Source organism: Mesorhizobium sp. WSM4846 (assembly GCF_055811415.1).
The window spans coordinates 1-24,624 of record NZ_JBVVPZ010000044.1; the positions used below are offsets into that span (position 1 = coordinate 1).

25 protein-coding genes are annotated in these 24,624 nt (G+C 62.2%); 12 read left to right on the top strand and 13 right to left on the bottom strand.

All coding sequences use genetic code 11. From position 1 onward, the window contains the following. Positions 1–120 precede the first annotated feature (120 nt). Complete coding sequence (locus AC0L15_RS27050; RefSeq protein ID WP_287250251.1) at positions 121–504, bottom strand: hypothetical protein; 384 nt, start codon at positions 502–504, stop codon at positions 121–123. Between the two features lie 102 nt (positions 505–606). Between AC0L15_RS27050 and AC0L15_RS27055 the strand changes: the two genes are divergently transcribed. Beyond that, on the top strand, positions 607–951 hold the full coding sequence (locus tag AC0L15_RS27055) for a winged helix-turn-helix transcriptional regulator (RefSeq protein ID WP_287250250.1): 345 nt from the start codon (positions 607–609) through the stop codon (positions 949–951). 49 nt (positions 952–1,000) lie between these two features. Here the strand turns inward: AC0L15_RS27055 and AC0L15_RS27060 are convergent, their stop codons facing one another. The 4 genes from AC0L15_RS27060 to AC0L15_RS27075 are packed head-to-tail and all read right to left on the bottom strand — an operon-like array spanning position 1,001 to position 5,354. Continuing rightward, positions 1,001–1,825 (bottom strand): ABC transporter permease, encoded by an 825-nt coding sequence (locus AC0L15_RS27060; RefSeq protein ID WP_287250248.1) that lies wholly within the window; start codon positions 1,823–1,825, stop codon positions 1,001–1,003. A gap of 2 nt (positions 1,826–1,827) precedes the next feature. Beyond that, positions 1,828–3,108, bottom strand: coding sequence for an ABC transporter permease (locus AC0L15_RS27065; RefSeq protein WP_287250247.1), 1,281 nt, complete (start codon positions 3,106–3,108; stop codon positions 1,828–1,830). A gap of 6 nt (positions 3,109–3,114) precedes the next feature. Beyond that, positions 3,115–4,164, bottom strand: coding sequence for an ABC transporter substrate-binding protein (locus AC0L15_RS27070; RefSeq protein ID WP_287250246.1), 1,050 nt, complete (start codon positions 4,162–4,164; stop codon positions 3,115–3,117). A 5-nt stretch (positions 4,165–4,169) separates the two neighbouring features. Continuing rightward, positions 4,170–5,354, bottom strand: coding sequence for an ABC transporter ATP-binding protein (locus tag AC0L15_RS27075; protein WP_287250245.1), 1,185 nt, complete (start codon positions 5,352–5,354; stop codon positions 4,170–4,172). Positions 5,355–5,665: 311 nt separating this feature from the next. Here AC0L15_RS27075 and AC0L15_RS27080 point away from each other — a divergent pair, with 311 nt between their 5' ends. From AC0L15_RS27080 to AC0L15_RS27095, 4 genes are all read left to right on the top strand, one after another. After that, entirely contained in the window at positions 5,666–7,054 is a 1,389-nt protein-coding gene (locus AC0L15_RS27080; protein ID WP_287250244.1) for an aminotransferase-like domain-containing protein, read from the top strand. A 10-nt stretch (positions 7,055–7,064) separates the two neighbouring features. Continuing rightward, entirely contained in the window at positions 7,065–8,315 is a 1,251-nt protein-coding gene (locus AC0L15_RS27085; RefSeq protein ID WP_287250242.1) for an NAD(P)/FAD-dependent oxidoreductase, read from the top strand. Between the two features lie 265 nt (positions 8,316–8,580). Beyond that, a complete protein-coding gene (locus AC0L15_RS27090; protein WP_287250240.1) occupies positions 8,581–8,769 on the top strand; it encodes a hypothetical protein in 189 nt (62 codons plus the stop codon). A 388-nt stretch (positions 8,770–9,157) separates the two neighbouring features. Next, positions 9,158–10,657 carry a thiol-disulfide oxidoreductase gene (locus AC0L15_RS27095; protein ID WP_287250238.1) on the top strand — a complete coding sequence of 500 codons (1,500 nt, stop codon included), beginning with the start codon at positions 9,158–9,160 and terminating at the stop codon, positions 10,655–10,657. A gap of 191 nt (positions 10,658–10,848) precedes the next feature. Here AC0L15_RS27095 and AC0L15_RS27100 read toward each other — a convergent pair whose 3' ends face one another. Continuing rightward, entirely contained in the window at positions 10,849–11,250 is a 402-nt protein-coding gene (locus tag AC0L15_RS27100; RefSeq protein ID WP_287067109.1) for a DCC1-like thiol-disulfide oxidoreductase family protein, read from the bottom strand. Then, positions 11,247–11,435: a hypothetical protein gene (locus AC0L15_RS27105; protein WP_287250235.1), complete on the bottom strand. Its 189-nt coding sequence runs from the start codon at positions 11,433–11,435 to the stop codon at positions 11,247–11,249. The genes AC0L15_RS27100 and AC0L15_RS27105 overlap by 4 nt, the downstream gene beginning before the upstream one ends. A gap of 359 nt (positions 11,436–11,794) precedes the next feature. On the opposite strand from AC0L15_RS27105, the gene AC0L15_RS27110 reads away from it, so the two are divergent. The 3 genes from AC0L15_RS27110 (at position 11,795) to AC0L15_RS27120 (ending at position 14,259) form a co-directional block, all read left to right on the top strand. After that, on the top strand, positions 11,795–12,847 hold the full coding sequence (locus AC0L15_RS27110; RefSeq protein ID WP_287250232.1) for an acyltransferase family protein: 1,053 nt from the start codon (positions 11,795–11,797) through the stop codon (positions 12,845–12,847). 160 nt (positions 12,848–13,007) lie between these two features. Further along, complete coding sequence (locus AC0L15_RS27115; RefSeq protein ID WP_287250231.1) at positions 13,008–13,814, top strand: class I SAM-dependent methyltransferase; 807 nt, start codon at positions 13,008–13,010, stop codon at positions 13,812–13,814. 139 nt (positions 13,815–13,953) lie between these two features. Further along, positions 13,954–14,259 (top strand): hypothetical protein, encoded by a 306-nt coding sequence (locus AC0L15_RS27120; protein WP_023799134.1) that lies wholly within the window; start codon positions 13,954–13,956, stop codon positions 14,257–14,259. A 69-nt stretch (positions 14,260–14,328) separates the two neighbouring features. Here the strand turns inward: AC0L15_RS27120 and AC0L15_RS27125 are convergent, their stop codons facing one another. Further along, complete coding sequence (locus AC0L15_RS27125; protein ID WP_287250229.1) at positions 14,329–14,667, bottom strand: hypothetical protein; 339 nt, start codon at positions 14,665–14,667, stop codon at positions 14,329–14,331. Positions 14,668–15,064: 397 nt separating this feature from the next. Here AC0L15_RS27125 and AC0L15_RS27130 point away from each other — a divergent pair, with 397 nt between their 5' ends. After that, the gene (locus AC0L15_RS27130) at positions 15,065–16,972 is read left to right on the top strand and encodes an alpha/beta fold hydrolase (protein WP_287250227.1); all 1,908 of its coding nucleotides are present in this window, start codon (positions 15,065–15,067) and stop codon (positions 16,970–16,972) included. A 118-nt stretch (positions 16,973–17,090) separates the two neighbouring features. On the opposite strand, the gene AC0L15_RS27135 is transcribed toward AC0L15_RS27130, so the two are convergent. Then, complete coding sequence (locus AC0L15_RS27135; RefSeq protein ID WP_287250226.1) at positions 17,091–17,945, bottom strand: aldo/keto reductase; 855 nt, start codon at positions 17,943–17,945, stop codon at positions 17,091–17,093. A gap of 158 nt (positions 17,946–18,103) precedes the next feature. Then, positions 18,104–19,114 carry an Lnb N-terminal periplasmic domain-containing protein gene (locus AC0L15_RS27140; RefSeq protein WP_287250225.1) on the bottom strand — a complete coding sequence of 337 codons (1,011 nt, stop codon included), beginning with the start codon at positions 19,112–19,114 and terminating at the stop codon, positions 18,104–18,106. Positions 19,115–19,587: 473 nt separating this feature from the next. On the opposite strand from AC0L15_RS27140, the gene AC0L15_RS27145 reads away from it, so the two are divergent. Together AC0L15_RS27145 and AC0L15_RS27150 are read left to right on the top strand one after the other, a co-directional pair. Continuing rightward, positions 19,588–20,730 carry an MFS transporter gene (locus AC0L15_RS27145; RefSeq protein WP_473497664.1) on the top strand — a complete coding sequence of 381 codons (1,143 nt, stop codon included), beginning with the start codon at positions 19,588–19,590 and terminating at the stop codon, positions 20,728–20,730. Positions 20,731–20,831: 101 nt separating this feature from the next. Further along, on the top strand, positions 20,832–21,068 hold the full coding sequence (locus tag AC0L15_RS27150) for a hypothetical protein (RefSeq protein WP_128173053.1): 237 nt from the start codon (positions 20,832–20,834) through the stop codon (positions 21,066–21,068). A gap of 16 nt (positions 21,069–21,084) precedes the next feature. Here AC0L15_RS27150 and AC0L15_RS27155 read toward each other — a convergent pair whose 3' ends face one another. The 3 genes from AC0L15_RS27155 to AC0L15_RS27165 form a co-directional block, all read right to left on the bottom strand. Then, a complete protein-coding gene (locus AC0L15_RS27155; protein WP_128173052.1) occupies positions 21,085–21,477 on the bottom strand; it encodes a VOC family protein in 393 nt (130 codons plus the stop codon). A gap of 87 nt (positions 21,478–21,564) precedes the next feature. Beyond that, positions 21,565–22,134: a histidine phosphatase family protein gene (locus AC0L15_RS27160; protein WP_287250224.1), complete on the bottom strand. Its 570-nt coding sequence runs from the start codon at positions 22,132–22,134 to the stop codon at positions 21,565–21,567. Between the two features lie 98 nt (positions 22,135–22,232). After that, positions 22,233–23,471, bottom strand: a complete 1,239-nt coding sequence (locus tag AC0L15_RS27165; protein ID WP_287250223.1) for an MFS transporter — start codon at positions 23,469–23,471, stop codon at positions 22,233–22,235. A 401-nt stretch (positions 23,472–23,872) separates the two neighbouring features. Here AC0L15_RS27165 and AC0L15_RS27170 point away from each other — a divergent pair, with 401 nt between their 5' ends. Continuing rightward, positions 23,873–24,508 carry an ankyrin repeat domain-containing protein gene (locus AC0L15_RS27170; protein WP_287250222.1) on the top strand — a complete coding sequence of 212 codons (636 nt, stop codon included), beginning with the start codon at positions 23,873–23,875 and terminating at the stop codon, positions 24,506–24,508. Positions 24,509–24,624: the final 116 nt, after the last annotated feature.

Consider the following 24,624-nt stretch of genomic DNA (forward strand, 5'->3'; position numbering starts at 1 on the left):
GCTCGCTACAGCGCTGTTGAGGGCGCTCGCGAGCGGCTTCGCTATCGCCGACCTACACCACGCGGTGGGACACGACCACTCCTCGCGGTGAAGAGGTTTTACGGTCCGCTCTGGTCGCGTTTAGGCGTTGCTCGCCATCGCCACGGCGTAAGCCCCTCCGGAAGTCAGGTCAAGTGCAACAAGCAGGTGGGACATTGCGTTCCGCCACCCGGATCGGGATCCGAGATTGTCAGGTCCGAAAGGTCCCAGTCCTGCGGCCGGAGTGATGTCGACTTCGAGGTCCGGCTGCGGCCTCAGCCCTGCTTCCTCGTAGCTCCGCCCGACCAAGGCCATCGCCTTCTCGCGCAGGCCGGCCTCGACCGGAGCCGTCGCTTCCGGCCACGGTTCCGTCGACTCGCGGCCGCAGATCGCGATCCGGTAGGGTTCGCCGCTGCCCGAGTGCATCAATTGGCTGACTTCGATCTGGTAACCATAGCCGCTCGCACGAAAGGCGTGTCGGTCCACTCCGTCCACGAGATCCTTTTGTCGAAAAGACGACATTGCGCCTTCGGCAACCTCGTTCGAAATCTCGCTGCCGCAATGGATTTGATGGCGTAGCAGACGACATTGTCTGCAGGCGCGATGCCCGACACTTGGATCAACGGCTGCCAAACAAGACAAACTGTGCAGCCCTATAAGCTTCCGCTCGACGGCATCCGCTTTTGGATTTCCTTTAATATGTTGGTTGCGCGTGCGATGCGGCTATGCTTGGCCAGCGAAAAGGTGCTCACGCAACAATTGCGGCAGATGGAAGCCGACGGGCTGATCAGCCGCGCGCCTATGACGAGGTACCGCCCTCGCGTGGAATACTCGATCACGCCGCTCGGCTTTAGCCTGAACGATGCGATGGCAGTCATGTCGGCGTGGGGCAAGCACCACGAGACATGGAAATCGCATCGTAAAGCGGCCTGACGCGGGCAGCCTATGGAGGCTTTGGCCGACCGCCGCACGACATTCCTAGCTAGTCGATGCGCGGTCGCTGCTTGCCACGGCGGGCCAGAAGATTGGCAACGACGAGCAGGACGATCGACAGTGCCATCATCAGCGTCGCGGCAGCGGTGATTGCCGGGCTCAGCTTCTCGCGCAGGCCGATGAACATCTCGAGCGGCATGGTGCGCTGATTGGCGCTGGCCAGAAACTGCGCCACGACGACCTCGTCGAACGAGGTGACGAACGCGAAGGCCGCCCCTGACAGCACGCCGGGCAGGATCAGCGGCAGCATCACCCTGAAGAACGATGTGATGGGCCTTGCTCCGGAGATGGCGGCGGCGCGCATCAGATTGCGGTCGAAGCCGGAGAGGCTCGCCCCCACCGTGACGACGACGAAGGGGCTGGCGAGCGCGGTATGCGCCAGGATGATCCCGGCATAGGTGCTGGCGAGGCCGACGCGCGCATAGAACAGATACGAGCCGACGGCGGTGATCACCACCGGCACGATCAGCGGCGAAAGCAGCAGCGGCATGACGATGCGGCGGCCGGGAAATTTTTCGTCTGAAAGTGCAATCGCCGTCAACGTGCCGAGTATCGTTGCGATCAGCGTCGTCCCGAACGCAACGATCAGGCTGTTGCCGATTGCTGCTTGCCAGCGCTGGGTTCCAAGCACGACCTCGTACCAGCGCGTCGAAATTCCCTCCAGCGGAAAAATGAAGAAGGCGCCGCTGTTGAACGACAAGGGAACGGGAATGAGGATCGGCACGAGGAGGAACAGGATCACCATGCCGCACCACAGCCAGAGCAGTGCGATGCGGATTCTTTCGCCAGTCGTTGGATAGGGAGACAGCAGCATGGCTACACCAGCTTGAGGCGGTCGAGGCCGAGGATGCGGGCGAAGATGCCGAACAGCGCCAGGGTGAAGACGAGCAGGATGAAGCTGAGCGCCGCCGCCATCTCCCAATTCAGTTCGACATTGACATAGCTGGCGATGAAATTGCTGATCAGCTGGTCGCTGGCGCCGCCGATCAGCGCCGGCGTGATGTAATAGCCGAGGCAAAGGATGAAGGTGAGCAGGCAACCGGCCATGACGCCCGGAAAGACCTGTGGAAGGTAGACGCGGCGAAATGCGGTGAACGGTTTTGCGCCGAGCGAATAGGCAGCCTTCATCTGCGAGGGCTGGATGGTGCGCATGACGCTGTAGATCGGCAGCAGGGTGAACGGCAGCTGGATGTGGGTCATGGCGATGATCAGGCCGATGCGGCTGTACATCAAATCGAGCCGGTCGTCGGCGACACCGAGCCACAGCAGCAGGTCGTTGACCAGGCCGAATTTCTGCAGAAGCACCGTCCAGGCCGCGGTTCGCACCAGGATCGACGTCCAGAACGGCAGCAGCACCGCGACGATGAGAATTGCGGCGAGGCCCTTGGGCACGCTGGCGATGAGATAGGCGAGGGGGAAGCCCAGGACCAGCGTGGCCAGCGTCACCGCTGCGGCGACCAAAAATGTGCGCAGGAACACCTGCACGAAGATCGCCTGTTCGGGTGGCACTCTTTCGATGCCGCCATCGGCATTCCAGCGCAGGTCAAGCGCGCTCAGCAGATAGAACGACGTCACGCTATGGGTGCCGCTCTCGATGACCGGCCATGTGCCCGGCGCCGACCAGAACGGCACCGCTTTCATCACCTCCAGCGGCGGCCGGTCGGCGGCCTCGAGTTGACGCACCGTCTTGAGCACCTGGCTGCGTGCACCTGGTAGACGGGCGTTCAGGCTCTTGGCGAGTTCGTAGGCGGTGCCCTTGGCCTGATTGCTGCGGAGATCGGCGGCAAGGGCCAGGAACGCAGCATCGTCGGGCAGTCCCGTGCCGTTCCAGCCGGCCAATGCCTGGCTGGTCTGCGGCAAGGCGTCGGCAATCGTCGGATCATAAACAGCGCGCGACAGAAGCAGGACGATCGGGATGCCGAAGCTCAGCGCCAGCAGCACAAGCAAAGGTGCCGCCAGCGCCAGCGACCGCAGACGGTCGCCGAGATCGGCGCGGCGAAGCGCCGCCGCGACCGACCTTGCGGTGCCGGAATCGGCGGCCGACCAGTCGCGGCTTGCCCGCGGCCGGTCCAGTTTCGTGTGCTCAAGCGCCGACATTTTTCCCTACTGCGCGAGCCAGGCGTTGAAGCGCTTGACCAGATCCTCGCCATAGTCGCCCCAGAATTCGGTATCGGCGACCAGGTAAGCAGTCATGTGGTCAGGTGCGTTCGGCAATTTCGGCAGGGCGTCCGGCGCGACGAAGGAGGCCGCATCGATGCGCACCGGCCCGTAGGTGATGTAGCTGGCGAGCTTGGCGTTGATTTCCGGCTGGCTGATATAGGCAAGGTATTTGTAGGCCAGATCCGGGTTCTTGGCGCCCTTCGGAATGGCGATCATATCATATTCGAGGATCTGGTTGTTCCAGACGATCTTGAACGGCGCCCCGTCCTTGTCGATGGCGTTCTGGATACGGCCGTTCCAGGCGGTGGTCATCACCACTTCCTTGGATGCGAGGAGCTGCGGCGGCTGTGCGCCGGCATCCCACCAGACGATGTCCTGCTTGATGGTGTCGAGCTTCTTGAAAGCGCGGTTGACGCCTTCGGGGGTTGCCAGCACCTCGTAGACATCGGCCGCCGCGACCCCGTCGGCCATCAGTGCCCATTCGAGGTTCTGTGCCGGAAACTTGCGCATCGCGCGCTTGCCCGGAAACTTCGTCGTGTCGAAGATGTCGAGGACCGAGGTTGGCGCCTCCTTCAGCACGTTGGGGTCATAGGCAAGGACATCGCCATAGGCGTCGAGACCGACGCCGCAGTCGAGCGCCGAACCTTCGATGAACCTTTCACGGGGGGCGATCCTGGAATAGTCGAGCCGCTCGAGAATGCCGGCGTCGCAACCCTGCAGCACAGTCGCCGTCTCGACAGTCACCAGATCGATCGGCACGTTGCCGGTATCGACCATCGCTTTGACCTTGCCGAGATCGCCAAGATATTCCTGCTCGACGATCTTGATCCCGGTTTCCTTGCTGAACGGCTCGAACCATGCCTTACGCTGGGCATCCTGCCAGGCGCCGCCGCTGGCCATGATCGAAAGTTCGTCGGCGAAGGCGGCATTTCCCATGGTGATGAATGCTGTGGCTGCCGCGAAGGCGAACAGCCGGGCTTTTGTGATCTTCATTGTTCTTATTCCCCTGTTTTCGAGATGGAACCGCCCGTTCCGGCATCGGCCGGAAAGGCACGGCAGTCGGTGGGCGCGCAGGAAACCGTGACCGGCTCCCCGTTGCCCATGGTCGCTTCGGGGCCGACCTTGACGGTCAGCAGCTGGCCGCTTTCCAGCCTGGCCAGAAGACGCTGGTGGTCGCCGAGATAGATGCGGCCTTCGACCGTGGCGGCTAACGCATTTGCACCGTTCGAAGCGGGCGCGAGCTTCAACCGTTCCGGGCGGATAGCGACATGGCAGGCCGCGCCTTCGGCGACGCCGATGGCCAGCGCGGCGACCGAACCGCCGCCGTGCAGCGCGACGCGGCACTCCTTGCCGGAGACGCGCTCGACCTTGCCTTCCAGCGTGTTGTTTTCGCCGATGAAGCTGGCGACGAACGAGCTCTCCGGCGTGTTGTAGAGATCGTCAGGCGAACCGAGCTGGGCAATCCCGCCATTGTTGAACACGGCAACGCGGTCCGACATGGTCAGCGCCTCGCTCTGGTCGTGCGTAACATAGACGATGGTGACGCCGAGCATGGTGTGCAACTGCTTGATCTCGATCTGCATGTGCTCGCGCAGCTTCTTGTCGAGCGCGCCGAGCGGCTCGTCCATCAGCACCAGGCTTGGCTCGAACACCAGCGCGCGGGCGAGCGCGACGCGCTGCTGCTGGCCGCCGGAAAGCTGCGCCGGCCGCCGGTCGCCGAATTGCCGCAACCGCACCATGTCGAGCGCGCGGCCGACGCGGGATGCCACGTCCGCTCTGGTGGTCTTCCGGACCGAGAGCGGGAAGGCGACGTTCTCCTCGACGCTCATGTGCGGAAACAGCGCGTAGTTCTGGAATACCATGCCGATGTTGCGTTCGTAGGGCGGCAGCCTGTCGACCGACCGGCCTTCAAGCGTGATGACGCCGCAAGTCGGCCGTTCGAAGCCGGCAAGCATGTTGAGCGTCGTCGTCTTGCCCGAACCTGAGGGGCCGAGAAGGGTGAGGAACTCGCCGCGCGCCACGCTGAGGTTCAGCCGTGTCACCGCGAACGTGCGGCCGTCATAGGATTTCTCGACATCGACGAACTCGACAAATCCCCGGCCACCGGTATTGGGGCTGCCGACGTTGACCTCCGGTGCCGGACCCGCGCTGTCGCGTGACAGGCCTGTCGCTTCGGCGATCACGGACGGAATTCCGTTGAGCGCCGGCAATGGCCGCTTGTCGAAACGAAATGGTGCTTGCCGTCCATGTGCCGGTCTCGCTTGACGCTGGCCGCGCAAGGCGGCAAACCAAACTTGTATGCTCACACAATAACTCGCCAAAGAACCATAGATGCAGACAAGTTTGCCCGTCAAGCGGCTTTCTTCGGTGTTGTGTGAGATTTTCAGCCCGGATTTTGGAATTAGGCACCGGACAAGCGCTATTGTCCGGAACATTGTCTTATGCTAGATGCGCCGGTAGCCAGAGTGTCAACACACCGAAACCGCCAATCCGCATGCTTCAGGACCTGCAACTCGCCTCGGAGGAAGGCCCGGTCTACCGGCGCCTTGCTGACGCTATTGCCGAACGGATTACAGCCGGCACGCTTGCCGTTGGAGACAGGCTGCCGCCGCAGCGCGAGATTGCCCGCGCACTGGGCATCAACGTCACCACGGTGACGCGGGCGCTGTCGACGCTGCAGCAGCGCGGCCTGCTCGAAGCGCGGCCTGGACGCGGCACGACGGTGGCTGCCCGCAACGGCGGCGAAGGACCCGGTTTCGTGTCGGCACCAAGCGACGACAGCGGCGTCATCGACCTTTCCGTCAACCGGCCGGCAACCTCGGCCTATCTCGAAGCCCTGGCCCTGCTGCTGCCGCGCTTGGCTAAGGACCGGCACTACGCCACGCTTCAGGACTATCACCCGCCCGAGGGGCCGCTGTGGGCGAGGGCGGCGATTGCCGAGTGGATGCAGCCGGTCGCCGGCGACGGCGATCCCGGCCGGGTGGTGCTGGCGGCGGGTGCCCAGCATGGGCTGGATTGCGTGCTTGGCGCGGTGACCAGGCAGGGCGAGGTCGTGCTCGCCGACGAAGTGACCTATCAGGGCATCAATGCGCTATGCCGGGTGCATGGGCTCGATCTCAGAGGCATCGCCATGGACCGTGGCGGCATGCGGGCCGACGCCTTCGAGGCGGCCTGCGCGCAGCTGCGCCCGCGCGCGGTCTTCCTGGTGCCGACCCTGCACAACCCGACCACCATCACGCTGGGCGAGGAGCGCCGGCACGAATTGGTGACTGTCGCCCGTCGCCATAACGTCCTCATCATCGAGGATGACGTCTATCGGCCGCTGGCGGACAATCCGCCGCCGTCGCTTGCCAGCCTCGAGCCCGAATTGACGGTTCACATCGGCGCCTTGTCGAAATGCCTTGCCCCGGGACTGCGCCTCGGTTTTGTGATCGCGCCACGCGCCATAGCCGGGCAGGTCGCCGCGGCTTTGCGCATAAACTGCTGGAGCATCAGCCCTCTGACCGCGCTGATCGGCGCACGGCTGATAGAAGATGGCTCGGCGGCGCGTATCATCGAAGCCCAGAAGCAGGAGCTTCGCCAGCGCCAGGCCATCCTCACCGAAATCCTCGGCCGCTACGATTTCCAGAGCCACGCCACCTCGACCCATGCCTGGCTGCGCCTGCCGGAGCCGTGGCGGGGCGCGGGTTTCGCTCGCACCTGCCTGGAACGTGGCGTTGCCGTTCTTCCCGGCGATGCCTTCGCGGTTGGGCGCGAACCGGTACAGCACGGGGTGCGCATCAATGTCGGCGCCGCGCGCTCGCTCGACGATCTGCGCACGGCACTGAACACCATGGCGGAACTGCTCGCGGCCGGGCATCTGCAACTGCCTGGCTTCGTCTAGGGGTTTAGTCATGGCAGCAGCGGAAACCGTTGAAATCGCCATTGTCGGCGCTGGCGTTATCGGGCTGGCGACGGCGCTCCGCCTTGCCGCCGAGGGCCGCGAAGTCTTGCTTGTCGACCCCAATGAGCCGGGCTCCGGCGCTTCGTTCGGCAATGCAGGAACGATCGCCGAATATGCCTGTATGCCGGTCGGCAATCCGGCCGTTCTGCGCGCGCTGCCAAAACTGCTGCTCGATCCAGACAGCCCTTTTTCGCTGCGCTGGCCGGCTCTGTTCCAGTTGGCGCCGTGGCTGGTCAGTTTTGTCAGAGAGTCGCTTCCGGCGGCCACCCGTGCCAATGCGCTGGCGCTCGCCGGGCTTCTGGCCGAGGCCCTGCCGGCCTGGGAGGAGATGGCGAAAGAGGCCGATATGGCCGACCTGCTGCGCCGCAACGGCTGCCTCTACCTGTATCGTCGCGAGAGCGATTTCGGCAAGGCCGCTGGGGGCAGGGCGCTGCGCGCCGGGTTTGGCGTGCATCAGGAGGTCCTGACGCCGGGAGAGGTGGCCGCGCTGGAGCCGCGCTTGCCGCCGACCGGAACCCGCGGACTGTACTTCCCGGACTCGATGAACCTCACCGATCCAAAGACGCTGATGCGGCGGCTGCTCGATGCCGCAACCGCCCGCGGCGTGTCGGTGGCGCAGGCTGCTATATCAGGGCTGCAGATCGAGGCGGACGGTGCCAGGCTCAGCGGTTGCGGCCTTCGCATCAAGGCGAGCACGGTGGTGATCGCCGCGGGTGCGCAATCGCGGGCGTTGGCCATGCAGGCCGGCGACAGCATCCCGCTCGAGACCGAACGCGGCTATCATCTCGAATTCCCGATCGAAGCGCCTTTGCTCAATCGTCCGGTCTGTCCTGTCGATCTCGGCTTTTACATGACGCCGATGACCGGCCGGCTGCGTGTGGCCGGAACCGTCGAGCTCGGCGGGCTTGCAGCGCCGGCAAATCCGCGCCGGCTGGCGCTACTGGATCGCGGTGCCAGGCAGTTCTTCCCCTCACTCGGCCGGTCCTCATCCGAATGGCTCGGGTTCCGGCCGTCGCTGCCCGATTCCCGGCCCGTCATCGGTCGGTCACGTGGCAGCCCCAGGGTGATCCATGCCTTCGGTCATGGTCATCTCGGCCTCACCCTGGCGCCTATCACCGCCCGCCTGGTCGCCGACCTGATTGCCGGACGCGGCGATCCTGACTGCCTCGGGCCCTTTGCGGCGGCCCGCTTCAGTGCTTGACGCTAGGTCGGCTCCGCCTCGGCAGCGCAGCGCGTGAGCATTGGACAGGCACTCGGCACCATCCAAGCAGAAACCCGCCCCGGTCTCCGGAGCGGGTCTGTTGCCTGAGGCGGAACTCAACACATGTCCGCAGCCGCAAGGTCACCTCGCGATGCTGAAGATCTGGTTAATCCGCCATATTTGATTCAAATCCAGCTGTGGATGTTCGCCTTTGGGTAAATCGAAATGGGCCATCGTTGTCCAGCGGCGGGCAAAAGGAGAATCCATGACCAGTGACTTTGCCGCAGCCCACCTCCATCTTGAACGAGCCTGTCAGTATTTGCGCGGCGATGACGAGACGAGCAGCGCGGCGCGCGCCGCCCTGGACATCCTGATCGATGCAATTGTCGCAGCCCAGTACAAGCGTCCGCCCGCTGACGTGGTGGAATTTCCCAGGACGGCAAAGCAGCGTTAGTCGGCGAAGCGCGGCGTATCCGCAGGATTAATGCGCCGCTTCAAGTTCTTGTTTCCATACATGTCGTTGCCTTGACATGTCGTTGTTCTTGATACCGCTGCGCTCCCTCGGGTCAGGCCCGAGGGCATGCCTTGGGCGACATGCAGTCGCGGGCGAAACATCATGCAGCGGGATGGCAAGTTCAAATTAAACGCATCCCGCTTTGGGTCCGCCGTACCCTCTCCCAATGGCTGATGCTCGGCAGCAGGAGCTACCGACGACGGCGGATTGACTCTTAATCTGCGCTCGTGCTGATGTTGCAGTGCAACATAGAACGGTTCCGAAGGCGCCAGCCGTCCGCAGTTGGACGCCAAAAGAACCTGCAGGGGAACTTGAGGGGGCTTAACTGGTGTTTATTGGGCAGCAGCAGTATTCAAGCGCGACACCGATATGGAACGTTGGTCGCAGCAATATCACGAAAGTCAGAGGACGGGACGATACGTTTGACGGGTTGACCGCATTTGCCCCGTTCTGGGCAATGGCGGCGATCTTCAGTATCGCCGGTGATATCTACTCCATGCTTGGCTACAAGGGGCCGCTGTTTGCCGCTCTGAGCTGGTCGGTCGTCCTGTTCAGCCTGCTACTCCTGCTGTATCCGCGGCGAACCGAGTTCTTGATCGGGCTCGTGATGGTATCGCTTGTGCTGTACGCGCTGCGCATGCCGGTCGCTTCGAACAACAAGACGATCACGGCGGTGATGAACGGGGCTATCCTGCTTAGCGCAGCAGTGCTCTATCTGCGGGCCGCCGGCCGCGGCGCCGCGCTGGCCCGGATTGAGCTTTATCAACAGATCCGGATCGTCGCCCGGGCGCTGCTCGCGATCATGTATTTCTACGGCATCTTCCACAAGATCAACACCGATTTCCTCGATCCTTCCGTGAGTTGCGCGGTGGGCCTCTACGCTCCGCTGGCTCGTCCGTTCGGCCTCGAGGACAATCTGTTTGGCCGGTATCTTGCGATCTTCGCCACCTTCGTCATCGAGGCGATCGCGATCGTGTCTCTCTACTGGAAGCGCTATTTCGCCGTGGGGTTCATCCTCGCACTCGTCTTCCATTACGTGATCCCGATCTCGGCTTATTCCTGGTACATGGACTTTTCCGGCCTGGTATTCGCGCTGTATGTGCTGAGCATCCCCACGCCCGCCAACGAGGCGCTCTATCGCACCTCGCTGGAGTTTACCAATCCGCTGCGCGAGACGTTCGGCCGGATCGGGATCTTGATGCCGGGCGCCGCCGTGATGCTGGTCGCGGTCACTGTCGTCATTGCGCTCACTTATGCTTTTCCCGGGCGCTCCTTCGACATGATGGTCCACTCCGTCTGGATCCTCATTTGGGCGGTAGTGGGCGGCGCGGCGATGGTCGTGCTCTCCCATGTGGCCCTGCAGAACCTGCCTTGCCGGACCGTCTCCTCGCCGCGCCAGCCGCTCTGGGTCTATTTGGTGCCGGGCTTGTTCTTCCTCTCCTGCCTGTCACCCTATGTCGGGCTCAAGACGGAGAGTTCCATCAACATGTTCAGCAATCTGCACACGGAAGCCGGCCAGACCAACCATCTGCTCTTTCCCAAGCCACCATACCTGTTCAACTATCAGAACGAGGTGGTGAAGATCGTTGATTCCTCGGAGCCCCATCTCGTCCGGCAGTCGCGGGCGGGCAATTACCACGTCCTCCTCGATGTGAAGAAACAACTGCGCCGGAAGCCCGAGGCTTGGGTGACTTACGTGAAGGATGGCGAGACGATTACCCGCGCCAACGCGTCGACCTTCGCAGGCGCAATGCCCAGCCTCCTCGAACGCAAGCTGCTTGTGTTCAAGTTGGTGGATTTCTCGCGGCCGAAGGCCTGTACCCACTGAACGCCGCTCTCACGAATGAAATTGGTAGATGTCGCCGAGCCGTCGACTTAAGCCATCCATTTCGTCAGGAAATGTCCAAAGCGCGTCGCGCCTGTAAGATTAACGCGCCGCTTTAAGTTCATGGTCGCTATCGCAAAACCGCTGCGCACCCTCGGGTCAGGGCCCGAGGGCATGCTTTTGGGCAACATGCTTTAGCGCCGTTCGAGGTCGGCAGGGATCAGCGAGCGGCCGCGAAGCCTCAGGGTGGCCCGGCGTCCGAGCTTAAGCGCCGGATAGATCAGCCGCGCGGCCGTCCTGTTTGAGAGAATCCTGCGGTTGAGCCAGCCGAAAAGCGTCGAAGAGGAACTGAGGATCGCCAGGAGATTGATGGCTTCCTCGCCGTGGTAGACGCGATCCTCGAAAACGAAGAGCATGCCCTCGTTCAGGTCGAAGCCCTGGCGCTGAAACCCGACAACGCGCGGGTCGCCGGAGCGCGCGTCGAGCAGCTCGACAGGACCGACCGCGTCGCGCAGCCGGGCAAAGCGGACATAGCTCTGGCAGAAGATGCAGTCGCCGTCATAGACGATAAGCGCCGTCTTGCCGGATGGCTTCATTGCAGCGTCGAATCCTGACTGTGCCCGATCGGTGCTTCTACGGAGCTATCGATCGCGCAATTGCCGTAGAATGCGCAGCCGGAGACGACGGGCAGGTTGCTGAAGGCGTCGAGGATGGCGACGAGCACCAGCCCGACAATGCCGAGCATCAACATTTTCTTGTAGGCGGACAAGTCGCGAAGCATCTTGGTCCTTTTCTGCTTGATGCGGACCTGGTCGATCCGACGTCAAAGCGCGATCGATTTCAACAGCCGGCTGGCTGCAAGAACGGCAGCCCGTGCCGGCCAAGGTTTCCTATCGCTTGAACTGCATCGTCGGCACCAGCTGTTATTGTGCAATGCAACAATGGGTGAAGATCGGCGGAAAATCAAGCGGAATGCAGAATTTCGCCGACTGTATGTGACATTGAGTCGGCGGCAAATTCGATCGGCAATCCGTCAAGCCGGGCCAGTTCGCACTTGCCACAAAGTATGATGCGGTGCACAATCGCCATCGAACCGAAGGACCGGGCCGGCCGATAAGCCGTATCCAGGAAACGCTGAAGTTGAACCTGCCCATACGTGAGACCTGGCTGGACACCGCCAAGGGCCTGGGAATCACCCTCGTCGTCATGGCCCACGTCCTCGACCACAGCACCTGGCGATGGGCGCACCCGATTTACTTTGCGGCATCGCTGTTCTTCATGCCGTTTTTCTTCATCATATCCGGCTACCTTTTTGCCGTGACGGAGAGGAAGGCGCTTTTCCGGAAGCGCGCCCAGGGCCTGCTCATCCCCTATGTGATGTTTCTCGGCGCGATCATGGCGAGCGTGCTCGTTGTGGACTTTTTGCGCGGCGACACCCCGGCGCCCTGGCAGATCAGGGAACTCATCACCGACGCGCTGCTGGGCGGACGGCACCTGACGCGCGAACTCGGCGTGTTCTGGTTCGTCACCTGCCTCGTCGCCACGCAACTCGTTTACAACGAGGTCGCGATCAGGACCAGCGGACCGACCGATCCCGGCATGCTGATCTTCGTCGGCGCATCCGTCGGCCTCGCCTATTCAATCCAGGCCTATTGGCAGGAGGTGCGCGCGCCGCTGGCTCTGACGAACGTGCCGCTCGCCATCGGCGCATTCTGGTTCGGACATTTCCTGCGCGAACGCGGCATGAGCGCGCTGTGGTCGGCGGTGTTTGTCGTGGCGGTTGCCGGGGTTGCGCTCGCGGCGGCGCGGTCGGGGTCCGACTTTACCTTCAGCATGAAGAACGCCATCTTCGGCCCGCCGCTTCTCGGCCTGCTCGTTGCATTGGCGATCTCGGCCTTTATCCTCGGCCTCATCCGCTTCATGCATTTGCCGAGCTTGCGCATCGCTCCGCTGGCGGAAATCGGCGCCGCCTCCCTGGTGATCATGTTCGTCCATCAGTTCGTTCATTTCACGCTGCGTGACTTCGGGATGTCTTCCGAGTTGGCGCTGATCGCCCTGTCGCTCGGATTTCCCTATCTGCTCTATCGCGGACTGAGATCGTCCCGGATACTGTCGCCCTGGTTCATCGGAAGCGGAGACCTGGCGCTCAGCATCCAACTGATGAGGCGGAGCCTCGCTTTCCGGGCAGGCTGAGCAAGAACGCGGATCGTCTGCCTTGCCGGCCCGGGGCGTGCGCGTGTCGGCATCCGATTACGATCCCCCGGGCAGACCTTCCTGGCCCCTGTTCCCGCGAGCGCGGCGGGCGTATTCTCGCGGTCCGACGGGTCGAAAATCATCAGGGGAGGAGATTGCGATGGCTGAGGCAACGCGCCACGACGCTTGGCAGGCCGGGGATAGTTACGACCTCTATATGGGGCGATGGAGCCGTCAGATCGCTCCACCTTTCCTGGATTGGCTCGATCCGGCGGAGGATCTGGACTGGCTGGAGGTGGGTTGCGGAACCGGGGCGCTGTCGGCAGCCATCCTGGCCCGTTGCAATCCCAGGAGCCTGGTGTCCATAGACCCGTCGGAGGGTTTTCTCGCCAAGGCGCGGGCAAACGTGCCGGACAAGCGTGTCGCGTTTCTCGCAGGCGATGCGCAGGCATTGGCAGTCGAATCGGGCAGCAAGGACATGGTCGTGTCGGCGCTTGTCCTCAACTTCGTCCCCGACAAGCAAAAGGCGCTCGCCGAGATGCGGCGGGTGGCTCGCCCTGGAGCGACGATTGGATTCTATGTGTGGGATTATCCCGGCGGCGGGGTGGAATTCATGCGGGCCTTCTGGACCGCTGCGACGGCGCTTGACCCCGATGCCATCGACCTTACCGAGGACAGGCGTTTTCCATTTTGCACACAAGATGGATTGACCGATCTCGCGGAGAAGGCGGGCCTGGGCTCCATCGACTCCACGCGGATTGAAATGCCGGCCGTGTTCAAGGACTTTGAGGACTACTGGCGTCCCTTCACCCTGGGTGCGGGACCGGCGCCCGGCTACTGCATGAGTCTCGACCCCGCAGCTCGCCAGAGATTGATGGAGAGGCTCCGCGACAGTCTGCCGCGCGGCGAGGGCGGGTCCATTCCCCTGAAAACCAGAGCCTGGGCAGTCAAGGCGAAGGTGCGCTGATGACCGGCAGCCCATGTCGCGCCAAACGGGCAGGCGGCCAATCATAGACTGCCGGCGCAAAGTTCGGGTTGACCGGCCTTGTGCGCGAAGCGACTATTCGTCTGGACAGACGAGATGCAGATTGCGCGAGGAGATTACGATGGACGAGCCCGATCGCTGGCGTCACATGTCGAGCGCGCCAAGGGATGGCAGCCGAATCCTTGTCACGGTTCGGCCGTCGGAGCAGGGGCCGGCAGAAGTCGACCTGGCTTACTGGTCTCGAGCCGACCAGTTCGGCAGCGAAGGCTGGCGCGCTTCCGACTCGTCGCCCGGACGCGTGGTTGAATACGCCGAGCCCGAGCTGAAATGCTGGATGCCACTGCCGACAGCCAATCTGAGCAAGGGTTCATTGCCGAGCCCCTGGGACGAAGAAGATGTCCCGCTGCTGGATGGATCGGGGATATGAGGCTGAGCGCGAAGGGGAGTTTTCACCGTAAAAAGGCCATTGGGATCGAGCCGAAACCCGCTGTCGTGCTCACCGGCGCCAGAACGAGTTGCTTATCTCTGCTTCGATCTGCGCCAGCCTCAAGCCAATATCGTCGGTCAACTTAAGTGTATTTTTCATAGCGATGCGCGGTTTGAATGGCTGCAGTCGCCGGAAAAAATCACGCCCAAGTCGCGCGATCAGCGCGCATGCGCGGATCGCGGTGGTCCGGAAATCGAACGAGCGGACCGTTGATACCCGGCGGGCCCGCTGCTTCTCGAGATAATGCGTAATTGCAATATCGTGGCGTAACGGGCCGCCGCGCGGCTGCTCAGTTTGACCGGGATCATTATGCCAGATGGGCCATTCGGACGAACTCGAGCGTCGCATAGTGTCCTCCTGAAATAACGGCTGCTCGTCCGGACAATCTCCACCACGGCCGTGAGAGGCGCGTTGGAGCCAGCGTGAAGGATTCGTGAAAACGCCAGGCCGATGAAAATGACGGTTGAATTAGGGACAACTACAGGAAAGGATCGCAACCAAAGTTGCGGCTGTGGCGGATCCGATGGCGCACCCTCATCTCTGTCTGCTAGGCGGTTTCGACTTCGCCGGAGGCGCGGCGGTCCCGGTTTTCAGCCGCAAGGCCCGCGCTATGGTGGCTTATCTCGCCCTGCAATCCGGACACTCGCAGTCACGCGAGAAGCTCGCAGCGCTTTTGTGGGGCGGCAACGGTGAGGCCCAGGCCCGGATGAGCCTTCGACAGGCCCTATCGGCCGTCAGGAAAGGGATGGACGCATCCGATGGCCGAACGTTCCTCACCGACGGCGACAGCATTACCCTCCATCTCGACGATCTTGATTTCGATGTCGTGCGGTTCGAGGCGCTGGCCGCCGGTTCCGGACCGGAGCAACTCGAACAGGCGCTTGTCGTCTATCGCGGCGACCTGCTCGACGGCTTCGGCCTGAAGGAGGAGCCGTTCGAGGATTGGCTGCGGGTCGAGCGCGAGCGCCTGAGGGCGATGGCCGTCGCGGCACTGGACAAGCTCGTCGCGCATTACTGCACCACGAACGATCCTGCCTCATGCGTGCGCTCGGCAACGCGCCTGCTCGCCATGGAGCCGCTGAGGGAGGATATCCACCGCGCCCTGATGCGAGCCTATGCGGTCCAGGGCCGGCTCAATCTCGCGCTGAGGCAATATGAAAATTGCCGCAGTGCGCTGCAGCGGGAACTCAACGTGCAGCCCGAGCCGGAAACCCGACATCTCTATGAAGACCTGCGGACGCGCCGCATGACACCGCAAGCCGCCTCGGCGCCGCCTTCCCAGACACCGCCACCGTCGCCACCCCGAACTGGCGCGCGGCCGGCGTTCCCGGCCGAGCCGATGCGCCCAGCGACCCATTATGTTAAATCGGCCGGGATCAACATCGCCTATCAGGTGACTGGCGACGGGCCGGTCGACCTGATCTATGTGCCTGGATGGGTCTCCAACCTTGACCTTGCCTGGTCGTCGCCGCGGCTTTCGCATGTGCTCCATCGCCTCGGCGCCTTCTCGCGCCTGATCCGCATGGATAAGCGCGGCACGGGGCTGTCCGATCGAAATGTCGGTTTGCCAACGCTGGAAGAGCGAATGGAAGACATGCGGGCGGTGCTGGATGCGGTCGGCTCGAAGCACACGGTTCTGTTCGGCGGCTCCGAAGGCGGCCCCATGTGCATGCTCTTCGCGGCGACCTATCCCGAGCGGACAGCGGCTCTCGTCCTCAACGGAACCTATGCCAGAGGCCGATGGTCGAAGGATTACCCCTGGGCAAGGACAAGCGAGCAGGTGGAAGAAGATCTGGCCGCCGTCGAGAGACAGTGGGGGGAGCCGGCAGATATGAGCAACGCCGCGCCCAGCCTGATGAATGATAGTTTCGAGAGAGAATGGTTCGCCGCGTATCTCAGGAATTCGGCCTCGCCTGCCGACGCGATCGCGCTGTGGCGCTGGGCCACCGAAATCGATGTTCGCGCCCTTCTCCCAGCCATTCACGTCCCGACACTGATCGTGCAGACGGCAGGCGACCGCTGGGCAAAGCTGGAAGAGGGGCGCTATCTGGCAACGCATATCGAAGGCGCCAGATACATCGAGCTCGCTGGCCGTGATCACGTAATCTGGGGCGAGAATTCCGATCGGCTTGTCGACGAGATCCAGACCTTCGTCACCGGCGCCTTGCCGGCAGCGCCGGGCGAAGGGGTTCTGGTGTCGGTGCTGTCCCTCGAGATAGCCGGCCCCCCTTCTGGTGTCGGCGCAGATCTGATCGAGCGATACGCCGAAGAGATCCGCGGCGAACTGCTCGCTGCCGAAGGCAGACAGATCAGGCGCTCCGCAAGCGGATTTTTCGCCGTGTTCCAACGGCCGACGCGGTCGATCCAGTGCGCGATCGCGATCCGTCATCGCCTGAGGCATTCCGGTCTCGATGTCCGCTCGGCAGTCCATACCGGCGAATGCCAAGTGCGCGGCGATGACTTCACTGGCGTTGCGATCGAGCTGTCATCGCGGCTGCTCGATCACGCGCGGCCGGGCGAGATCATCGCGTCGCGGACGGTGCGCGATCTGGTAGTCGGCTCCGGCCTGGCATTCGAAGAGCATGGCGAACTGGAAGCGAGCGGGCTGCCCGGCAGCCTGCAGCTTTTCTCCGTCAGTAAGCCGGCTGCTTGATATTGGCCGACAAAAATCGCGGCGTGCAGGTTTCGGGCATCGGGCAGCCGGCCGTCGCCAAGCGGCCGCTACCCTAACGTCATCCGCCTCCGCTGATCTGGCCGAGTCCCGTCGATGGTTAGAAAAGGAACGCAGCCGTGGCGGGGTTCGATCCGGTGCGACCGTCTGATGAATCCATGCCTCGAATGAGCTTGAGGTCCTTTGAATCCAGCTCGAAATCGAAGACGTCGAAATTGGCGGCAATCCGATCCTGATGGATCGACTTTGGAATGACGATCAGCCCTTCCTGAAGGTGCCAGCGGATGATCACCTGCGCCACGGACTTGCGGTGTTTTCCGGCGATCTTTTCGAGGGTCGGGTCGCTCAGCAGCCGGCCGCTGCCCAGCGGGCTCCAGCTTTCGATGCGGATGTTGTGCGTGCTGTGAAATTCTCTGGTCTGGCGCTGTTGAAACCGGGGATGGAGTTCGATCTGGTTGACTGAGGGTGTGACACCAGTCTCGCCGATGATTCGCTCCAGATGGTCCTGGTTGAAATTCGAAACGCCAATCGACTTGATCCGGCCGGATTGCCTGAGTTCGATCAGCGTCTTCCACGCCTCGACATATTTGCCCTGGCTGGGCACCGGCCAGTGGATCAGGAACAGGTCGATCTGCTCGATGCCGAGCTTGTTCATCGTCTCGCCGAAAGCCCGCAGGGCGGCGTCACGCTGATGCGCGCCGTTGCGCAGTTTCGAGGTGATGAACAGTTCGCTCCTCGGTACGCCAGCCGTGCGGATCGCCTGCCCAACGCCTTCCTCGTTCTGGTAGCCTTCGGCGGTGTCGATCAATCTGTAGCCGGCCTCGATTCCCCAACTCACGACTTGGGCCGTAATGGCTGGATCGACCTGCCAAACGCCAAGGCCGATCTGGGGAATGGCTGAGCCATCATTCAATGTGATCTGCTCAACTTTAGTCAGGATAATTTGTTCAGGCATGCTCAGGTCCTTCTGCATCGCTCCGCCCCGGTGCAGTGCTTATCTAGGCGCGGCGTCCGCCAATGCGAGTCGACAGGTGGAGAAAGTAGAAGTGCGCCGTGAAGCCGGGATGAGGTCCGGTTCGAACCGCCTAGCGTTTCCAAACACGATTCCAGAGATCAATAAATTGGACCGGGGGATGGCACGCCAATCCGGATCGATCTCGAAAAATCAGGCGAAAGGCCTGACTCCCGCGCACGGCCGTCGATGTGGGCTGCCTCCCTCAAAACCGACATCGGCAAGCTGACATCGAGCGCACCCCGTGCATACGCATACTCGGGAAGATAGCCGTTAACGATGAGGCGCCAGTCAAGGGGGACCACGTCACCGACGGCTCGCATCATCTTGACGATCGTGGTCGTGCAGTTCGTCGTGATGGAATTATAGAATTCTGGAGTCGTGGAAAGTGCATTTGCGTCCAAGACGTATTCCAGCAAGAGCGCCCGGGCCGCTTCCGGTGATACTTTTAGCCGATAGATTTGGACATCCTCTCCGCGAACGTTTGACCTGACGCCGACGACGTCTCGCTCGTCAGCCGCAATAATGACCAGGGGATTGCTCTTGAACAGGTCTGCCACGGGTGAAAACTTGCCGCCTCCATGGCGCCGCACCTCAATCGACCAGGCAAGATAGTCACCTCCTGCAAAGCCGAAGCTTATGATGACATGGGCGATTTTGGTCCCGGACCAATAAGACATGAAGAGGTCCACCGTCTGAACGTTGGAGAGGTCGTAGGTCCGCGTTGTCCAGCGTTCGGTGAAATCAGTAGCGCTACGCCACTCGAAGTCGCGCACATCAGTCAGCGTCAACAGGTTTCCGTCGCGGGTGCCGGTTACCTGACGGGCGACGTCGGGCGCCCAGTCCGCGTGATCGAAAGGCCTGATGGTGCTCCACCAAACCAGAACCACAGCAAACGCAGCTGCAAACAGGACAAGCGCCCTGATGCGAAACCGGCTGAAGAGGGCGATGATAGTGGCGAGGCCGAACAAGATGAACAGGACGCCGGCCAGAGCCCGTCCAAGCTCAGCCACAGGCAGACGATACCACATGGCAAGTCCGGCCCAGGCAGTCAGGATTGCGACGGCTAGCGAAAGGATGATGGCAAGCGAGATCCGAGCGGTGCTACGCATCTATTCCCCCTCTGGCAGTCTGTCATTGCCTGGATGCCATTTCTCACGGAACGCTCGAAGACAACAACTCTACATGTCCATATTGGACCACCAATCGGTCCGATACCATTTTCGCCGCGGATTTCGCAGGCGTGGAGCGAGCGAGAAGGTGCCCACGCGAAACGGACGCGCTCGGCATCGGCCGTTCGATGAAGTGACCGCGCGAGCTCACGGGCCCTAACAAGTTCCTTCATCCATCCATCCGTACCTCAAACGCCCGTCAATCTACCCGGAACAGGTTCTCTCTGTTCCAGTCCAACAAAACCGATACTCGCCTCGCTGGAATATCTAACGCGACTCCGTCATGATCTTTCCGCCTTGCCGAGCGTCGCTGCCGAGCGCGGTGACGCCGACGCAGGTCATGAGAGTAGGCTAGGCCAGTGCAGCGGATCCACCCGACGACCTTTCTTTTTGCGGCCCGAGCCCTGCGCGATATGGGCGATGGGTTCGTGGCCGTTCTGTTGCCAGTCTACCTGCTCGCATTGGGTTTCACGCCTCTGCAGGTCGGCATCATCGCGACCGCATCGCTACTCGGTTCAGCGCTCTTGACCATCGCCGTCGGAGTCCTTGGTGCCCGACACGATCACCGCCGTCTCCTGCTTGCCGCCACCAGTCTGATGGTCGCCACGGGTGTGGCCTTTGCCCTGGTTCATGACTACGCGCTGCTTTTGGTGATCGCGTTCGCAGGCACCATCAACCCGTCGGCCGGCAGCGTCAGCGTGTTCGTGCCATTAGAGCATGCCGTGCTCACACGCGAAGTCACTGATGCAGCCCGGACCAAGATGTTCGCGCGTTACAGCTTGGTGGGCGCGCTTGCAGGCGCCGTTGGCGCACTCGCTTCGGCGACCCCTGATCTTGTTGCTCCATCCGGCCTCGACCAACTCACCGGCATCAAGGCCATGTTCGTGCTCTACGCGTTGCTCGGCCTGCTCGGCGGCCTCTTCTACGCGCGGATCCCGCAGCGCCGTCCCACGTCGGACACAGGTACCGCGTCCGCGCTCGGCCCCTCGCGCAATATCGTTCTCAAGCTTGCGGCTCTTTTTAGCCTTGATGCTTTCGCCGGCGGCTTTGTCGTCCAGTCGCTGCTTGCCCTATGGCTGTTCGAAAAATTCGACCTGTCGCTTTCGGAAGCGGGATTTTTCTTCTTCTGGTCCGGCGTGCTTTCGGCGTTCTCATTCCCCGTTGCAGCTTGGCTGTCCCGGCACATCGGACTCATCAACACGATGGTGTTCACACACATTCCGTCCAGCATCGCCCTGATGCTGGCGGCGCTTGCGCCGACGCTACCTCTGACACTGGCCCTGCTGCTGGTCCGCGCTGCGCTTTCGCAGATGGACGTCCCGACGCGCTCATCTTACGTCATGGCCGTTGTCACGGAAGCGGAGCGGGCGGCGGCCGCGAGCTTCACATCTGTCCCGCGCAGTCTGGCCGCGGCAGCCAGTCCGGCGCTGGCGGGCGCTCTGCTTGCTGCCTCTTTCCGAGCTTGGCCCCTCCTCATCTGCGGTGCATTGAAGATCACTTATGACCTGCTGCTGCTGCTGCAGTTCCGGCACTTGAAGCCCCCAGAGGAGCGGTGAGGCCAGCCTTGTCGGTTTGGGGCGTTTAGCCAGGAGGGATCGATCGCGGCGGCAAAGCGTTTGAAGGGTGTCGACCGTTTTGAGCTGGCTCGGAGCGTGAAATGTCGCCCCGCTTCCTCTTGACGTTATTCGCCGCCCTTTATCCGGCATCATCGGTGCACGCCGGTGTCGATGTCGAGCGCGCACTGGAAGCCTTCCACAGCACCTGCCTGGCACACGGTGACCGCTTCGACCGAGCGGGTCACGACCGCGACGAGTTTTGGACGCGATTTCAGCAGACTGATCAGCTGGCTGCGGCAGAACACCGTGACAAGGCTCGCAGAACGTTCGCCGCCTGACTACACCACCGAGCGATCACGGGTTCCATCCGCCGCTGCCGTACTGACGGGTAATGATCTCGAGAAGATGACCGTTCGGGTCCTCGAAATAAACGCCGCGGCCGCCGTCGTGGTGGTTGATCTCGCCCAACTGCGTCCGGCTGGGGTCAGCCCAGTACGAGAGGTTCCGTTCACGAATCCTGGCGAAGATCTCGTCGAACTCGGCTTCGCTGACCAGGAAGGCGTAATGCTGCGGCCTGATTTCGCCTGAGGTATCCATATAGTCGAGGTTGGCACCGTTTTCGGTGGTGACCATCTGGAAAGGACCCCAGCGCCTCGCGGCTGGAAGGCCAAGCATTTCCGCCAGGAATTTTGCCGACGCCTCGCTGTCGCGGGCCGGCAGTATTGTATGGTTGAAATCGATAGCCATGCCATCACTCCCTTTAATTTCTCCTCGCACGTCGTTGTTCCGCGACAGAAGCGGTGCTGCACGAGATGGGGTCGATGGCCATGATGCTCAAGCCGGCGTGGCAACCTGCCCGATGACCTGCACGGGCTCAGCTTCATGAATACGGACGATGATCATTTCGCCGCTATCCGGCACCTCGCCGGTCAAACCGGTGATGTTGACCTGATGCGTGACAAGCACCACAGGCCAGCCGAAACGCTGCCCGCGGAGCCAGGCCAAAAGGGCAGCGGTGCGCACTTCTGCGGCCGAACTGTCGCCAAAGAACGAATTGAGCAGCTCAAGAGCCACGACGTCGCCGATCCCGAGCAGGCGAGCGGTGTCGAGGCAACGACACCACTGGCTCGAATAGACGGCTGCCGACGAGATGCCGTTCGCACGGAACAGGTCGCCCATCGCGCGGGCCTGCGCACGACCTTGTTCCGACAGATTCCGCTGGGTGCTGCAATCACCGAGCCTTAAGCCAGGCGGATCGCCGGAGCCTGGGGCCGCGGCATGGCGCAGCAGCGCAATGGCTTCTCCGGATCGCAGGGCTGCCCAGAGTGGCTCGGAGGCGTGTGCCTTGCCGAAGGCAGCCGCTCCGAGCGACAGGACAAGAAATCGCCGACGTCCAATTCGCATCTTGCTTCTCACCTTATCCGATTAGCAGCCTGACGCGGACCAGCACTTCATTCCGCAGGTAGCGACATAAATGTTGGTTTCGACGATTTCAGGACCGATCAGGAGCTGGAAAGATTCAAGCCGCGAGACAGGCCCCGCGTCAGCCTCCGCGACACCCGCCACATCAGCAAGGCGGCGGCCAGGCTGTAGACGCCCATCAACGCCAGTTGCAGCGAGTAGTCGACGCCGGCGTCGATCAGGTATCCGGTGATGCCGGGACCCATCGCCGAGGCCAGAACCATCACGGCCACCACAACCGAGCGGATCGCACCGAGATGCGCGGTGCCGTAGATCTCCGGCCACATGGCGCCCTCCAGGGTCGAGGAGAAGCCGTAGCTGATGCCAAGCAGCGCCATGAAGACGAAGATGGCGAAAGGCGCCGTCAGATAGGCAGCCGCGAAGCATGCCAGCGCCAGCGGCAGAAGGAATAGAGGCAGCAGCTGGACCGCCGAGAAGCGGTCGATCAGCCACCCGGCCAGAAGCGCAAAACCCATCGTCGTGGCGGACAGGACGGCGAAGCCGCTGGCGAAGAGTTGCAGCGGCCAGCCCCGGAGCTCGGTTAGATAGACCTGGTGAAAGAAGATGGTGGTGCCGACGAAGGCGGGAGCCAGGACGCCCAGGCAGATGGCGTAGAAGGTCGGATCGCGCAGGACTTCCGCCCGCGTCCAGTGCTTCACTGCGCGTTGCGCCCTCGGCTGGGCCTCGCTCTGCGGATTGCGTTCCTTCCAGACCAGCGCACAAACCAGAGGCAAGGCCACGACCAGGATGAAGGCTGCGCAGACGAACCAGCTTCCCCTCCAGCCGACGAGGCCGGCCACGAGGACGAACAGGAAAGGCAGCAGAGCGCCGCCGACATGAAAGCCAAGCGTGACGACCGAGACGGCGCGGCCCCGGTTCGCGGCGAACCAGCGACCAGTCGCCGTCAGAGCCGTCTGGGTCATCATCCCCTGGCCAAAAAGGCGCAGCAAATAGAGCGCAAGGAGCAGCGTTGGCAGCGACCCGGCGAACCCCATCGCAATGCTGGCGCAGGCAAGCATGAGCATCGTCGCGATCGCCATGGTCACTGTCGAATACCGGTCCAGCGACCGACCCAGGAACGGCAGGGTCGCCGCGCTAAGCAGCGTTGCCAGCATGTAAAGGCCGCCGAACTCGCCGTGACTCAACCCGAACGTCTCGCGGATATCGCCGTTCGACAAGGCGATGAAGAAGGTCTGCCCGAAAGACGAGACGAGGGTCAGCAAAAAGGCGCCCGCGAGCCAGCGGACATTGTTGACGACGAATGCACTGAAGGACTGCATGATCTGTCTCGATAGAGTGCGCGCTTACTGTTCGTCTTTATCGGCCTCCGCTGTCGGAGGATATCGGCCAGTTCCGCTTTGATCAGAGGCCTGGCTTCACGTTCGAGCCGGTCGAACTTCCATGCCGATTACCAACCAGCCAGTCCGACTTCGGCGTCCTCGCCACTCTGCTTGCGAGTGAAGTCAGTCGGACGCCGTCGCGCTCTTAGGTCAGGCACTCAAAGGCATCATGCCTCTCGCTCAAGCTCAGGTTCGCTATCTTCTCCTTCTTCCCCTCTCGGATTGTATTTGCGGACACCGTCGAATGAGAAAGGCTTTTTGATGGAAGCCGGTCATTCGGTGGATGTCGGCCGAACCGGAACAATGGTATCCTGCAGGGAGCATTCGGGGAGGCGACTGCATTGACCGAGAGCTTGGAAGTCGAAGTGGCGAGAGGTTGGTCGAATCTGCTGATCGCGGCAGAAAGCGGCGATGCGGGGGCCGTTCGAGCGGAATTGGCGGCCGGCGCCAATATCAACGAGGCGGACGGCGGCGGCTGGTCAGCCCTTCATCTCGCAGCCCTCAATGCCCGCACCGCGGCGGTCGAGGCGTTGATCGAACACCCAGCAATCGATGTGAATTCCAGAAACAAATGGAAGAGCACGCCTTTGAGCCTTGCTTCGGCCAAGGGCCACTACGCCTCTATTTTAGCCCTCGTGAAACATCCGGAAATAGAGATTAATGCAAGAGCCGACTACTACGGCAGAACGGCCCTTATTGAAGCAGCAAAGAACGGGCATCTGGATGTCGTTAAGTTGCTTGTCGAGAATGGCGCCGACGTGAATCTTACTGACAAGACCGGAAGAAACAACGCGCTTATCGAGGCTATCAAGGGACGGCACTACGAGGTCGCGGGATACCTGCTTGATTCCCGGAAAATGAACTTTCTCAACAAGGATATGAGACTGAACGCCCTGATCTGGGCTGGAAGCTGCCATAACCCTCAACTCATCGAAAAGCTGGAAGTCTCGATTCATACTTTCTTCGAAGGCAAGTGAAGGTCCCGCTTACGCCGCGGTGACCATGTCCGTGGTCTTGCACTTGCCGAATGTCTTCGATCGCCGCAGACCGCCTGTGGAACTCCCTTCCAAGATCATTCAGCCAATGGGTTGAC